This is a genomic window from Serratia sp. CY47444 (assembly GCF_052168635.1).
GTDB classification, from domain to species: Bacteria; Pseudomonadota; Gammaproteobacteria; order Enterobacterales; family Enterobacteriaceae; genus Serratia; species Serratia bockelmannii.
This window is the reverse complement of the sequence record NZ_JBJNMH010000010.1, coordinates 80,814-93,968: the sequence shown is the minus strand read 5'-3', so window position 1 is coordinate 93,968 and position 13,155 is coordinate 80,814. Positions and strand designations below refer to the sequence as shown.

Annotated in this window: 14 protein-coding genes; 5 read left to right on the top strand and 9 right to left on the bottom strand. The window is 59.8% G+C overall.

The features are described 5' to 3' along the window. Positions 1 to 210: 210 nt before the first annotated feature. Positions 211 to 1,671 carry a membrane-bound lytic murein transglycosylase MltF gene (gene mltF, locus ACJ8IL_RS14645; RefSeq protein WP_025303935.1) on the top strand — a complete coding sequence of 487 codons (1,461 nt, stop codon included), beginning with the start codon at positions 211 to 213 and terminating at the stop codon, positions 1,669 to 1,671. Here the strand turns inward: mltF and tadA are convergent, their stop codons facing one another. Further along, positions 1,672 to 2,178 (bottom strand): tRNA adenosine(34) deaminase TadA, encoded by a 507-nt coding sequence (tadA, locus tag ACJ8IL_RS14640; protein ID WP_033644114.1) that lies wholly within the window; start codon positions 2,176 to 2,178, stop codon positions 1,672 to 1,674. It lies immediately after the preceding gene. A gap of 117 nt (positions 2,179 to 2,295) precedes the next feature. Between tadA and ACJ8IL_RS14635 the strand changes: the two genes are divergently transcribed. Then, complete coding sequence (locus tag ACJ8IL_RS14635; RefSeq protein WP_197781156.1) at positions 2,296 to 3,348, top strand: DUF2157 domain-containing protein; 1,053 nt, start codon at positions 2,296 to 2,298, stop codon at positions 3,346 to 3,348. A 45-nt stretch (positions 3,349 to 3,393) separates the two neighbouring features. Here the strand turns inward: ACJ8IL_RS14635 and yfhb are convergent, their stop codons facing one another. From yfhb to murQ, 3 genes are read right to left on the bottom strand one after another with little or no spacing between them, the layout of a single operon-like run. Beyond that, positions 3,394 to 4,050 carry a phosphatidylglycerophosphatase C gene (gene yfhb / locus ACJ8IL_RS14630; protein WP_043138142.1) on the bottom strand — a complete coding sequence of 219 codons (657 nt, stop codon included), beginning with the start codon at positions 4,048 to 4,050 and terminating at the stop codon, positions 3,394 to 3,396. 3 nt (positions 4,051 to 4,053) lie between these two features. Next, positions 4,054 to 5,421, bottom strand: a complete 1,368-nt coding sequence (locus ACJ8IL_RS14625) for a PTS transporter subunit EIIC (RefSeq protein ID WP_025303939.1) — start codon at positions 5,419 to 5,421, stop codon at positions 4,054 to 4,056. 18 nt (positions 5,422 to 5,439) lie between these two features. After that, positions 5,440 to 6,333 carry an N-acetylmuramic acid 6-phosphate etherase gene (gene murQ / locus ACJ8IL_RS14620; protein WP_025303940.1) on the bottom strand — a complete coding sequence of 298 codons (894 nt, stop codon included), beginning with the start codon at positions 6,331 to 6,333 and terminating at the stop codon, positions 5,440 to 5,442. 167 nt (positions 6,334 to 6,500) lie between these two features. On the opposite strand from murQ, the gene ACJ8IL_RS14615 reads away from it, so the two are divergent. The 3 genes from ACJ8IL_RS14615 to ACJ8IL_RS14605 all read left to right on the top strand — a co-directional run bounded on the left by ACJ8IL_RS14615 (position 6,501) and on the right by ACJ8IL_RS14605 (position 9,389). Beyond that, positions 6,501 to 7,349, top strand: a complete 849-nt coding sequence (locus ACJ8IL_RS14615) for a MurR/RpiR family transcriptional regulator (RefSeq protein ID WP_016929788.1) — start codon at positions 6,501 to 6,503, stop codon at positions 7,347 to 7,349. Between the two features lie 143 nt (positions 7,350 to 7,492). Continuing rightward, a complete protein-coding gene (locus tag ACJ8IL_RS14610) occupies positions 7,493 to 9,037 on the top strand; it encodes a phosphoethanolamine transferase (RefSeq protein ID WP_442516626.1) in 1,545 nt (514 codons plus the stop codon). A 91-nt stretch (positions 9,038 to 9,128) separates the two neighbouring features. Further along, the gene (locus ACJ8IL_RS14605) at positions 9,129 to 9,389 is read left to right on the top strand and encodes a YfhL family 4Fe-4S dicluster ferredoxin (protein WP_025303942.1); all 261 of its coding nucleotides are present in this window, start codon (positions 9,129 to 9,131) and stop codon (positions 9,387 to 9,389) included. Positions 9,390 to 9,433: 44 nt separating this feature from the next. On the opposite strand, the gene acpS is transcribed toward ACJ8IL_RS14605, so the two are convergent. The 5 genes from acpS to rnc form a co-directional block, all read right to left on the bottom strand. Beyond that, positions 9,434 to 9,814, bottom strand: coding sequence for a holo-ACP synthase (gene acpS, locus ACJ8IL_RS14600; RefSeq protein WP_004929169.1), 381 nt, complete (start codon positions 9,812 to 9,814; stop codon positions 9,434 to 9,436). Then, positions 9,814 to 10,545, bottom strand: a complete 732-nt coding sequence (gene pdxJ / locus ACJ8IL_RS14595; protein ID WP_025303943.1) for a pyridoxine 5'-phosphate synthase — start codon at positions 10,543 to 10,545, stop codon at positions 9,814 to 9,816. Before pdxJ ends, acpS begins: the two co-directional genes overlap by 1 nt. A gap of 71 nt (positions 10,546 to 10,616) precedes the next feature. Continuing rightward, complete coding sequence (gene recO, locus ACJ8IL_RS14590) at positions 10,617 to 11,348, bottom strand: DNA repair protein RecO (RefSeq protein WP_004929165.1); 732 nt, start codon at positions 11,346 to 11,348, stop codon at positions 10,617 to 10,619. Between the two features lie 6 nt (positions 11,349 to 11,354). Further along, entirely contained in the window at positions 11,355 to 12,263 is a 909-nt protein-coding gene (era, locus tag ACJ8IL_RS14585) for a GTPase Era (protein ID WP_025303944.1), read from the bottom strand. Then, a complete protein-coding gene (gene rnc / locus ACJ8IL_RS14580; RefSeq protein WP_004929158.1) occupies positions 12,260 to 12,940 on the bottom strand; it encodes a ribonuclease III in 681 nt (226 codons plus the stop codon). The genes era and rnc overlap by 4 nt, the downstream gene beginning before the upstream one ends. Between the last annotated feature and the right edge of the window lie 215 nt (positions 12,941 to 13,155).

Here is a 13,155-nt window from a genome sequence, read left to right as displayed (position 1 = left end):
CGTCATTATAGAGAATCCTCGCCGCCGACGAAACCGTTTGCGTAGGGATTATTGATAAAAGCGTGCCGCACCGACGAATTGTCATAACGTGTCAATAAAGTTGCACACTGGCGTTTTGTTGCGCAAAATGCCCCCCGCACTGGTGATTTAACCATGAGAAAAGTCGCGGTTGTCGTCGCCGGTGTACCTGTGCCACCACTGGATAACTATTTGAAACGTCTTAAAATAAACTACATCCTCATCGGCGTTGTCACCCTGCTTCTGGCTCTCGCGCTGTGGCCCAATATCACCTGGCGCAGCGGCCAGGGCGGGCAACTCCAGGAGATCATTTCCCGCGGCGAGTTGCGTATCAGCACGCTGAACTCCCCGCTGACCTATTTCAACACCAAGCAAGGGCCGGGTGGGCTCGACTACGAACTGGCCAAGCGCTTCGCCAACTACCTCGGGGTGAAGCTGGTGGTGATCCCCCATCAGAACATCAATGACCTGTTCGACGATCTGGACGACGACGACGCCGACCTGCTGGCGGCAGGCCTTATCTACAACCAGGAACGCCTGAGCCGCGCACGCACCGGCCCGGCCTACTACTCTGTTTCCCAACAGCTGGTGTACCGACTGGGCACCCCGCGGCCGAAAAGCTTCGCCGACATCAAAGGCAAGCTGGCGGTCGCCTCCGGTTCCGCGCACGTCAGCACGCTAAAACAGCTCAAGCAGGATAAATACCCGGATCTCACCTGGGAGTCCTCCAGCGATCTCACCTCCAAAGAGCTGCTGGAGCGGGTTGCCGACGGCAAGCTGGACTACACCCTCGGCGATTCGGTGACCATCGCGCTGCTGCAGCGCATCCATCCGCAGCTGGCGGTGGCGTTCGACGTCACCGACGAAGAGCCGGTAACCTGGTATCTCAAACGTGACGGCGACGACAGCCTGTACGCAGCGATGCTGGATTTCTACAGTCAAATGGTGGACGACGGCACCCTGGCGCGGCTAGAGGAGAAATACCTCGGCCACGTCGGCAGCTTCGACTATGTGGACACCAAAACCTTCCTGTCGGCCATCGACTCGGTGCTGCCCAACTTCCGCCCGCTGTTCGAGAAGCACGCCAACGAGATCGACTGGAAGCTGCTGGCGGCCATCGCCTATCAGGAATCGCACTGGAATCCGCAGGCCACCTCCCCCACCGGCGTGCGCGGCCTGATGATGCTGACCCGCGCCACCGCCGACGGCCTGGGGGTCAACGACCGCCTCGATCCGGAAGAGAGCATTCAGGGCGGCGCGCTCTACCTGCAGCGACTGATGGCCAAGGTGCCGGACAGCGTGCCGGAAGACGAACGCATCTGGTTCTCGCTGGCGGCCTACAACATGGGCTGGGGCCATATGCTGGACGCACGCAAGCTGACCAAAACGCAAAAAGGCAATCCGGACAGCTGGGTCGACGTCAAACAGCGCCTGCCGATGCTCAGCCAAAAGCGCTACTACCCGCAGCTGACCTACGGCTATGCGCGCGGGCGTGAAGCCTACAACTATGTAGAGAACATCCGCCGCTACCAGGTCAGCCTGGTGGGTTATCTGCAGGAAAAAGAGAGAAAGGCGGCGCAAGCGGCCGCCGAGCAGGAAGCGTTGGGGAAAGGCTATCCGACGGTGATGCCGGAACTGGCGCTCAACTACTGATTATTCCGGCTTATCCGCCGCCCGCTGCGCCAGCTTGAGCGCTTTTTTCTGTTCGCGGCGCAGGCGGAAGAAATTGCTCAGGGTGGCGGCGCATTCGTCCGCCAGCACGCCCGAGACGATCTCCACCTGATGGTTCATGCCCGGGTGGCGCAAAATGTCCACCAGCGAACCGGCCGCGCCGGTTTTCTCGTCGGCGGCGCCATACACCAACCGGCGGATACGGCTGTGCACCATCGCACCGGCGCACATCACGCAGGGCTCCAGCGTGACGTACAGCGTGGCGTTCAACAAGCGGTAGTTTTGCAGCACCGCGCCGCCCTGGCGCAGCGCCATGATCTCGGCGTGCGCGGTTGGATCGTGTCGACCGATCGGGCGGTTCCAGCCCTCGCCGATGACCTGATTGTCCAGCACCAGTAGCGCACCCACCGGCACCTCGCCCTCTTCCTGTGCGCGCAGGGCCAGCTGCAATGCCTGACGCATCCAGTACTCATCGTTATATTCAGTCATCGCATAATTCCTCGTGCGCTTTTGCGGCGGGCATTATACACACTAGCCTCCCTTTGTCGTAGCCGCCCGCCAATGGCTATACTGGCCGAATCAGCGTGTGATTCAGGGACAAGAAACATGAAACTCAGTAAAAAGAACGCCACCGTGGTGCGCAAGGCGCTGGACGGCTGGGTTGGGGAAGGCGCCTTGACGCCCGAACAACGGCAGCAACTGCTGCAGCATGTGGACGTGCAGCCTTTCGACTGGCGGCGGCTGGCGCGCTATGCGTTTCTCGCCGCGCTGGCCTCGTTGCTGATCGCCGTCACCAGCCTGTTCGCCGACAGCGCACTGCTTGAATGGCTGAGCGAACTGTTCCGCTTCGACGCGCCGGTGCGCATGGCGATCGCCGGCGCACTGGCGGCGCTGGCCTACGTCTGGGCGCTGCGCCGCCGCCAACGGCACCCGGAAAAACGCTACGGCAATGAGGCGGCGCTGTTTGTCGCCGTGTTGCTCACCGCCTGCGCCTTATGGCAGTTGGGGGTCTGGCTGGATAACGGCAGCGGCCGGGTTTCCGTACTGCTGCTGGTCGCCGCGCTGCTGTACGGCGCGATCGGCTGGTTCAGCCGCTCCGGGCTGGTGTGGTGGTTCGCCCTGCTGTCGCTCGGCAATGCCTTCGGCGCCGAAACCGGCTACCTGTCCGGCTGGGGCGCCTACTGGCTCGGCATGAGCTACCCGATTCGCTTTATCGCCTTCGGCGCGGTGCTGATCGCCGCCGCATTGCTGCTGCGGCCGCTGTTGGCGCAGCGCGGCCTGCAGCGGGTGTCGCTGGCGATGGGCCTGCTGTACCTGTTCATCGCGCTGTGGCTGCTATCCATCTTTGGCAACTACGGCGATCTCGACAGCTGGTACCGCGCGCGCCAGATTGAGCTGTTCCACTGGAGCCTGCTGTTCGGGCTGGCCGCCCTCGCCGCCATCTGGCTGGGGTTGAAGCATGACGACGCCATGCTGCGCGGTTTCGGGCTGACATTCCTCGGCATCAACCTCTATACCCGCCTGTTCGAGTTTTTCTGGGACAGCATGCCGAAGGCGATTTTCTTCGCGCTGCTCGGTCTGAGTCTGTGGGCGTTGGGGCATTATGCGGAGAAGATTTGGCAACTGGGGCGCAAACCGCACGACGTAACCGACGACTGATCGCGGTAGCGATAACAGCAAAGGGCGGAATTCTCCGCCCTTTGTTTATTCCAGCTGCTGCAGCTCGCCCTGCTTGCTTACCCGCCAGCGGTGTTCGCAAAAAAACAGCAGCGGGTTATCCTGCTTGCTGTCGCTGTAACCGCTGTACAGCTTCAGCGGCGCACCGAGCCGTTGCTCCAGCTGCACCACTTTTTGTACGCCCAGACAGCGCAAGGTCAGCACCCAGCCGCCATAGCGGCGCGCGATGCGGCTGCCGACCAATCGCACCCGCGGCAGAAACGCCGAATCCCGATAGACCTGCGCCACCAGTTGCTCCGGCGAGCCGGTAATCAGCCACACCTCGGCATCGTGCTCATCCAAATACTGCCGCAAGCGCATTTGCACCACCGGAAACGCGGTCACCTTCTGGCGGAAAACCTCGATAAACTGCCGCTCCAACGCCTTCAGCGTCGCTTCGGAGCGCCCGAAGGTGATCGCCCACAGCAACAGGCTCATCGGCCAGCGCGCGGCGCGCCCCAGCAGCAACAGCGCCAGGCCAATCAATGGCAACAGCGGTATCACCAGCAGCAGATTCAGCGGTAAACGGCGCAGCAGGAAGCGCAAGAAACTGCCGAACATATCCTCCTGATGCAGAGTGCCGTCCAGATCGAAAAAGACCACGCGGCGCCCTTCTGCGGCCGATGGTTGCTGCTTGTCGCTCAAACGCTACTCCTCGGGATCGTTGAACCCCATCATCCAGGTGAAGAGAAAACCGGCGATAATCGTAATCAGCATCCCCGCCAGATACAACATCACCTTACCTGAGACGATGGTCAACGCCAAAGGCAGCCCCGAAATGCCGAAGGTGATGACCGTCGCCACCTTCCAGTAGCTGATCAGCGCGCCGCCGACCGCACCGCCGAGGCAGGCGCCGATAAACGGCCGCCCCAGCGGCAGCGTCACCCCGAAGATCAGCGGCTCGCCGATGCCGAGAATGCCGACCGGCAACGCCCCTTTGATCACCTTCTTCAGCCGCGCATTGCGGGTTTTCAACAGCACCGCCAGCGCCGCCCCCACCTGACCGACGCCGGCCATCGCCAGGATCGGCAGCAGCGGGTTGGAACCGTGCGCCTGCACCAGCTCGACGTGGATCGGCACCAGCCCCTGATGCAGGCCGGAGAGCACCAGCGGCAGGAACAGCCCCGAGAGCAGCGCCCCGACAAGCAGCCCGCCCTTGTCGATCGCCAGATTGGCGCCGTGGGCGATGGCATCGGAAATAACCCCCCCGACCGGCTGCAGGATCAGGATCGCCAACGAGGCGGTGACCAGCGTGGTCAGCAGTGGGTTAAGGATCAGTTCGACCGACTCCGGCAACAGCGTACGCAGGCGTTTCTCCACCCAGCACATCAACGCCACCACCAGCAGCACGGCGATCACCCCGCCGCGCCCCGGCTGCAGCGCCTCGCCGAACAACGTGATCTGCGCCAGCGCAGGGCTGGAGAGGATCCCGGCCATCACGCCGCCCATCGCCTGTGAGCCGCCGAACACCCGCGCGGCGTTCACCCCAACCAGAATGTTCATGATGGCGAATACCGCGCTGCCGAATATCGCCAGCAGCCCCAGCACGTTCGGGTAGTCCACGGCCAACTGACCGGCGATGTCGGGCCGTTTCAGCAGGTTGATGATGCCGGTGATCAGCCCCGAGGCGATAAACGCCGGGATCAGCGGAATAAAGACATCGGCCAGCTTTTTCAGCGCGCCGCTCATCGGCGCAGCGTATTTTTGCTTAGCCTGCGCCTTGGTGCGCGCCGCATCACCGACGGCGGCAGCGGGCTGTGCATTGCCGCTCAACAGCCCGCGCATGGCGTCCACCACCTTGGCGGCGGCGCCCGGGCCGACGATAAACTGATGCTGCTCACCCTGTTTGATATAGCCTTTCACGCCGGGCAGCTGCTTGAGGGCGGCCAGGTCCAGACGCTGCTCGTCGCTGACCTCAACGCGCACCCGCGTCATGCAGTTCTCCAGTTTGAGGATATTGCCCTCGCCCCCCACACCCGCCAAGATCTGTGTCGCCAATGCCGTTGTCTTGTCCATCGCCACCCCCACCGTCAATTAACGCACCAACGCCGCGCGCAGGTAGCCGTCGTGCCGCTGCAGCCGCTGCTGCGCCTCTTCAGCGCTGACGCCGGCCAAGATCATCAGGATCGCCGGTTTAACCTCAAAACCGGTCTGCGCCAGCGCCGCCTCCGCCTGAGCGCGTTCTGCACCGGTGGCCTCCACCACGATGCGGCAGGCGCGATCCACCAGTTTGACGTTGGTGGCCTTCACATCCACCATCAGGTTCTGGTAGACCTTGCCCAGCTTGACCATCGCGCCGGTCGACAGCATGTTGAGCACCAGTTTCTGCGCGGTGCCGGATTTCAGGCGCGTCGAACCGGTCAGCGCCTCTGGCCCCACCACCGGCGAAATCGCCACCTGCGCTTCGTGCGCAATCGGCGAATCCGGGTTGCAGGAGATGGCCGCCGTCGGGCAGCCCAGCCCGCGTGCATAGCGCAGTGCGCCAATCACATAAGGCGTGCGCCCGGAGGCCGCCAACCCCACCACCATATCGACGGCGGTGAGGTTCAGCGCCCGGAGATCGGCTTCGCCCAGGGCCTCGTCGTCTTCCGCCCCCTCCACCGCTTTGAGCAGCGCGCCCGGCCCGCCGGCGATCAGCCCCACCACCACGCCGTGCGGCACGCCGAAGGTCGGCGGGCACTCGGAGGCATCCAATACGCCCAGGCGGCCGCTGGTGCCGGCGCCCAAATAAATCAGCCGGCCGCCGGCCTTCAGCGCCGCCGCAGCCAAATCGACCGCCTGCGCAATCGCCGGCAGCACCTTTTCAATCGCCTCCGGCACCTTGCGGTCTTCCTGGTTAAAGCAGCGGACCATGTCCAACGTCGACATCTCATCCAGCCCCATGGTGGCCGGGTTGCGGGTTTCCGATACCAGTGCGCCTAAGTTCATCTGTTCACCTTTGAATTTTTAATTCACAAAATTAAATCAATATTTGAATATTTTATTCAACAAAGCGAGCGCTATTTGCTATTTTAACGGTGAGCTCACAAAAATTTTCACCGCGCGTTTTCGCCCTCTGCATGGCAAAATGGCCGCTGGTTTCCAGGGAAAGAACAATGAGTACCCTTCTGCGCATTCGCCAGATGTATCCGACACTGGCGCAAAACGACCGCAAGCTGGCGGACTTTTTGCTGAATAACGCCGAGCAGGCGCGCCATCTCAGCTCGCAAAAGCTGGCCCAGTTGGCCGGCATCAGCCAGTCGAGCGTGGTCAAGTTCGCCCAAAAACTGGGCTATAAAGGTTTCCCGGCGCTGAAGCTGGCGCTGAGCGAAACGCTGGCCCAGCCGCAGGCAGAACCGGTAGTGACCGTCCACAACCACATCCTCAGCAGCGACACGCTGAAAACCGTCGGTGAAAAGCTATTGGCGGAAAAGCAGGCGGCGCTGCGCGCGACGCTGGACATCAACAGCGAAGAGCGGCTGCATCAGGCGCTGGATATGCTGCGCCAGGCGCGCCGGGTGATGCTGATCGGCATCGGCGCCTCCGGGCTGGTGGCCAAGGATTTTTCCTTCAAGCTGCTGAAAATCGGCGTGATGGCGGTGGCCGAAGCGGACATGCACGTTCAGCTGGCAGCGGTGCAGGCGCTGGACAAGCGCGATCTGCTGCTGGCGATCTCCTTCAGCGGTGAACGGCGTGAAATCAATCTGGCAGCGGAAGAGGCGCGCCAGGCCGGCGCCAGGGTGTTGGCGTTGACCAGTTTCTCGCCCAATGGTCTGCAGCAGCGCGCGGACCACTGTCTCTATACCATCGCCGAAGAGCCCCATACCCGCAGCGCGGCCATCTCCTCCAGCACCGCCCAGTTCGCCCTCACCGACCTGCTGTTTATGGCATTGATCCAGCACGATCTCGATCATGCCCGCGATCGCATCAAGCACAGCGAACAGTTAATGAAAAAGTTGGTTTGACGCGTATAATGGCGGCCGATAAAACGCCGCCAGTTCAATTATTTCCCTTCTCTGCATTCGAAAAATAATGTGCGGGCGGTGACCTGCTCAATTATCGATCAATAATTGAGCGTGCATGGACAGCATTATTTAACGATACCATTATGAATACACACACTGTTATTTTAGATAAGTTGCGGCATTCCGTGACGCATCCGATTCTGCGTACCTTTTTGCTCTATGTCATTACTGCATTGATTCTAATCAAGGCGATGGGATACAGCGGTGGAAAAGGTATTGATATTCTTTTTATTGCGCTTACTTTGCTATTATTATCTATTCATTCACTTACCCGATACGGCCTGATTATTCCGTTTATTCTGCTGTGCGCGCTGTATGCGCCGGTCGGGGCCATTTACGGTACCCCTTCCGCTGCCGTGATGTCCGCCCTGTTACAAACCAACCTCATAGAAGCGAGGGAGTTTTTGCAGACCCTGCCGGCCAGTTGTTATCTGCTGCCCGCCGCCATTCTGGTTATGCTGGCCATTCTCGGCCTATTTATTTGGCGGCAAGCCATTTCAAAAAAAACTATACTTCCCTTGCTAGCCCTGCTGATGGTTATCATTATCGCCAGAGCCTTCAATGGCGGTGTGGCGAATCTTAAATTGCCTGACTTCTTTTTATCCCTCTACTCGGCTTACTATCAATACCAACAGCAGGTTGATGAATTAAGTGCCGGTGCTACAACACCAGATACTTGGTCAATAACCGCAGGCGCACCGACGAATGAAAACTATGTCATTATCGTCGGCGAAAGTATGCGCAAGGATCATATGTCCTTATTTGATTATCCGGTGTCCACTACGCCGTTTCTGGATAATGCCAATGGACGATTTTACAGCAATTATATTTCCACTGCGCCAAATACGTTCGAATCGCTTCCTCGCACGCTGGCTTTGAGCAACGGCCACAACATTGCCATCGGAGATAATATCATCACCCTGGCAAAAGCCGCCGGTCTCAAAACCCACTGGCTGTCCAATCAGGGCATGTTCGGACAATTCGATACGCCGGTATCAAAAATCGCCATGTTCAGCGATAGCCATTATTTCCTGAAGAAAGGCGACTTCCAATCGCGCAATACCGATGACGATGCGCTGCTGCCGATATTTGACCCATTATTGCGTCGCCAGGGACAAGGCAATCTGTATGTGCTGCATCTGATGGGCTCGCACGCCGACTTTTGCGAGCGGCTTAACGGCGAACCGCCGAGCGTCGAGTCGCCGAATAAGGAACTGGCCTGCTATCTCTCTACCTACCGCAAGACCGACCGTTTTATCGAGCAGGTTTATCACAGCCTGAAACAGAGTGGCACACCGTTTAAACTGTTCTATTTCTCCGATCACGGCCTTTCCCACAAGGATATCGGCGGTGGGCGTTCTTTACGCCACAGCGGCGATACCCGGCAGAATTACCAGGTGCCGTTGCTGGTGCTGAGCGATCGCGACCAACAGCACCAGATCATTGATGATCCCTTAAGCGCGTTCGATTTTATCGGGTTGTTTGCCCAAGAGGCGGGAATACGGATTGCCCATCCCGAAGTGATGCCTACGATACGTATCGCAGATGCAGATAAACGCTGGGTGTTTGACGGGCAGAGAATGGTTGATTTCGATCAGTTGGCTGACGATCCGCCTGAGTTACCCTAAGCGGTAAGATGACGAAAAAGTGCCCGTTGCGCGGCGATTCTATGATAGATTGCGCGCCAGCCCGAGCACACCGATGGAAAGATAACTGACAATGGCACTGCTGATTACCAAGAAATGCATCAACTGCGACATGTGCGAGCCGGAATGCCCGAACCAGGCAATTTCGATGGGCGATGAAATTTATCAGATAGATACCGACCGCTGCACCGAGTGCGTCGGCCATTACGATACGCCGACCTGTCAGCAGGTCTGCCCGATCGACAACACCATCATTACCGATCCGCAGCACCGCGAGAGCAACGAACAGCTGTGGGACAAGTTCGTGGTGTTGCACCACGCCGATCGCATTTAATCGCCGCAGGACTGACAAGGGCGCCATAGGCGCCCTTTCTCTTTTCAGCTTTCGACGATCACCGTCGCGCAGGCATAACGCCGTTCGTCGGCCAGCGAAACGTGGATCGCGGTGACCCCCATCTCCCCCGCCAGCTCGGCGGCGCGGCCGTGCAAACGAATATTCGGCTTGCCCAGCGCATCGTTGAACACTTCGAACTGATTGAACGCCAGGCCGTTGCGAATGCCGGTGCCGAACGCCTTGGCAGCGGCCTCTTTCACGGCGAAACGTTTGGCCAGAAAGCGAATCGGCTGCTGGTGCTGCTGATACAGCGCCCACTCGGCATCGCTCAGCACGCGGCGCGCCAGACGATCGCCGCTGCGCTCCACCACCGCTTCGATACGCGCCATCTCGACGATGTCGGTACCCAGCCCGAGCACCGCCATTACCGGCGCGCTTCCCGCATCAGCACTTTCATGTCGGCAACCGCGGCCGGCAGCCCGCTCATCACCGCCTGGCCGATAATCGCATGGCCGATGTTCAGCTCGTGCATTTCCGGCAGCGCGGCGATCGGCTGCACGTTGTGATAGGTCAGGCCGTGGCCGGCGTTGACCTTCAGCCCCTTCTCGGCCGCGTAGGCGGCGGCGACCGCGATGCGGCGCAGCTCGGCCTGTACCGCCAGCTCGCCCTGCGCTTCGGCGTAGGCACCGGTGTGGATTTCGATATACGGGGCGCCCACCGCCACCGCCGCGTCGATTTGGCGATGATCGGGATCGATGAACAGCGAGACCAAAATGCCCGCCTGCGCCAGGCGCTCAACCGCCACGCTCATTTTGTCCAGCTGGCCGGCGACGTCCAGGCCGCCTTCGGTGGTCACTTCTTCGCGTTTTTCCGGCACCAGGCAGCAGAAATGCGGCTTCAGCTCAATGGCGATATCCAGCATCTCGTCGGTCACCGCCATCTCCAGATTCATGCGCGTCTGGATGGTCTGGCGCAGCAAGCGCACGTCGCGGTCGGTGATGTGGCGGCGGTCTTCGCGCAGATGCACGGTAATGCCGTCGGCCCCCGCCTGTTCGGCAATGAATGCCGCCTGAACCGGATCCGGGTATTGGGTTCCGCGCGCGTTACGTAACGTGGCGATGTGATCGATATTGACGCCCAGCAGCAAATCAGCCATGACAACCTCTAAATACGATTTTCAGTGTCAGCAGTTTACACGCGGGCGCAGGGCGGCAAAAGGGGAAAAGGTCAGGCGTCGTCGACCGGCGTATTCGGCTGTTTGCGCACAAACTGACGGAACAGTTCGCGGCTCTTCAACGGCTTGCCGCCGAGGTAGGGTTTCAGCGCCATGCGGGTGAAACGCTTGGCGGCGCGCAGCGTCTCGGCATCGGGAAACTGACGCTCCGCCAACGCGCGCAGTTCGCGCCCGGTGAAGCTGTAGTGATCCACCACCAGGCTGGCGATAAAGCCCTTCTCTTCGCGGTAGCGGTAGGTCATGGCATCATCCACCGGCAGGCCGCTGCCGGCGCAGTGCAGGAAATCGAGGCCGTAACCCAGGTGGTGCAACAGGGCCAGCTCGAACTGACGCAGCGCCTGTTCCGGCGAACTGTCTTCCGCCGCCAGCGCCTGCAGGCATTGCAGGTAGTCGAAGAACAGCACCGAGTAGTTGGTTTCCTGCTCCAGCACGCGCGCCAGCAGCTCGTTCACATACAGGCCGCTGTAGAGCATCATGCCGCTGAGGGGTAAACCAAGGGAGACCGCTTCGGCGTTGCGCAGCGTTTTCACTTCGCCACGCCCGCCCCAGCGCACTAACAGGGGGGTAAAGGGCTGCAGGCAACCCTTCAGATTGGAGCGGCGGCTGCGCGCGCCTTTCGCCAGCAAGCGCACCCGCCCATGACCTTCGGTAAACAGATCCAGCATCAGACTGGTTTCACTGTACGGCCGCCCATGCAGGACGAAAGCGCGCTCCCAGCCGTCCACGGGTCGTTACTTCAGATCGTCAACATAGCCCAGGCTGCGCAGCGCACGTTCGTCGTCCGCCCAACCGGATTTCACTTTCACCCACAGCTCCAGATGCACTTTGGCGTCGAACATCTTTTCCATGTCCTGGCGCGCTTCGATGCCGATGGTTTTGATCTTGGCGCCTTTGTTGCCGATGACCATTTTCTTCTGGCCTTCGCGCTCGACCAGGATCAGGCCGTGCACATCGTAACCGCCGCGATCGTTGGCCACGAACTGTTCGATCTCTACCGTCACCGAATAGGGCAGCTCTTCGCCCAGGAAACGCATCAGCTTCTCACGGATGATCTCGGACGCCATAAAGCGCTGGGAGCGATCGGTGATGTAGTCTTCCGGGAAGTGGTGTTCCGCTTCCGGCAGCAGCTTGCGCACGATGCCGGCGATGGTGTCGACGTTCATCCCTTTCTCGGCGGAGATAGGCACCACATCGAGGAAATTCATCTGCTGGCTGAGGAAGGCGATGTGCGGCAACAGCTTGGATTTGTCAGTGACGTTATCGACCTTGTTGATCGCCAGCAATACCGGGCAGCGTAGGCTGCGCAGCTTGTTGACCACCATTTCGTCGTCGGCGGTCCAGTTGGTGCCTTCGACCACGAAAATCACCAGTTCGACGTCGCCGATCGAGCTGCTGGCCGCGCGGTTCATCAAACGGTTGATGGCACGTTTTTCTTCGATGTGCAGCCCAGGGGTATCGACGTAGATCGCCTGATAGGCGCCATCGGTGTCGATGCCCATGATGCGGTGACGGGTCGTCTGCGGCTTACGCGACGTAATGGAAACCTTCTGCCCCAGCAGTTGGTTCAGCAACGTCGATTTGCCCACGTTCGGGCGGCCGACGATGGCGATAAAACCGCAGTGTTGTTTTACTTCACTCATTCAAGCTCCAGCTTTTTCAGCGCTTGTTCCGCTGCCGCCTGCTCGGCTTTACGGCGGCTTGAGCCGGTGCCCACCACGGGCTCGCTCAAACCACTCACCTGGCAGTGGATGGTAAACTCTTGGTCGTGCGCTTCACCGCGAACCTGCACCACCAAATAAGAAGGCAACGGCAGATGACGCCCCTGCAAAAATTCCTGCAAACGGGTTTTCGGGTCTTTCTGCTTATCACCGGGGCTGATTTCGTCCAACCGGCTGCGATACCAGTCCAAAATCAGGCGCTCGACGGTCTGGATGTCGCTGTCCAGGAACACGCCGCCGATCAATGCCTCCACCGTATCCGCCAGGATTGACTCGCGGCGGAACCCACCACTTTTCAATTCGCCCGGCCCAAGCCGCAGACATTCGCCCAGGTCAAACTCGCGTGCCATCTCCGCCAGCGTATTGCCGCGCACCAGCGTGGCGCGCATGCGGCTCATGTCGCCCTCGTCTACGCGAGGAAAGCGATGATAGAGCGCATTGGCGATGACAAAGCTCAGAATCGAGTCACCCAGAAACTCAAGACGTTCATTGTGTTTACTGCTGGCGCTGCGGTGAGTCAAAGCCTGCAGTAAAAGCTCCTGCTGTTGAAAAGTGTAGCCCAGCTTCCGCTGCAGCCTGTTTATTACGATGGGGTTCATGAGTTACCAATAGATCAAGAATGCGTCAAAAACTTGCAGCATACGGAACAGGCCTGCTTCGCCGAAAGCCGATCCAAAGCTGTTTCGTTTGCAGTGGCTCCCAGCAGGGGCCAACTTTTTATCGCTCGAGAAAGTATTCTACAACGAGTGGAAACATAATGCTGTGTTTATATCCCCTTAATCTTTCACGCCGCAGTAGGCTGCGGCGTGAAATT

What these genes read in the sequence shown, in the direction of transcription:
- acpS (WP_004929169.1), bottom strand. Translation starts at nt 9,814, where the DNA reads ATGGCGGTGCTCGGGCTGGGTACCGACATCGTCGAGATGGCGCGTATC.
- ACJ8IL_RS14605 (WP_025303942.1), top strand. Translation starts at nt 9,129, where the DNA reads ATGGCACTGCTGATTACCAAGAAATGCATCAACTGCGACATGTGCGAG.
- ACJ8IL_RS14625 (WP_025303939.1), bottom strand. Translation starts at nt 5,421, where the DNA reads ATGGACAAGACAACGGCATTGGCGACACAGATCTTGGCGGGTGTGGGG.
- tadA (WP_033644114.1), bottom strand. Translation starts at nt 2,178, where the DNA reads ATGACTGAATATAACGATGAGTACTGGATGCGTCAGGCATTGCAGCTG.
- murQ (WP_025303940.1), bottom strand. Translation starts at nt 6,333, where the DNA reads ATGAACTTAGGCGCACTGGTATCGGAAACCCGCAACCCGGCCACCATG.
- ACJ8IL_RS14610 (WP_442516626.1), top strand. Translation starts at nt 7,493, where the DNA reads ATGAATACACACACTGTTATTTTAGATAAGTTGCGGCATTCCGTGACG.
- ACJ8IL_RS14635 (WP_197781156.1), top strand. Translation starts at nt 2,296, where the DNA reads ATGAAACTCAGTAAAAAGAACGCCACCGTGGTGCGCAAGGCGCTGGAC.
- pdxJ (WP_025303943.1), bottom strand. Translation starts at nt 10,545, where the DNA reads ATGGCTGATTTGCTGCTGGGCGTCAATATCGATCACATCGCCACGTTA.
- ACJ8IL_RS14615 (WP_016929788.1), top strand. Translation starts at nt 6,501, where the DNA reads ATGAGTACCCTTCTGCGCATTCGCCAGATGTATCCGACACTGGCGCAA.
- era (WP_025303944.1), bottom strand. Translation starts at nt 12,263, where the DNA reads ATGAGTGAAGTAAAACAACACTGCGGTTTTATCGCCATCGTCGGCCGC.
- rnc (WP_004929158.1), bottom strand. Translation starts at nt 12,940, where the DNA reads ATGAACCCCATCGTAATAAACAGGCTGCAGCGGAAGCTGGGCTACACT.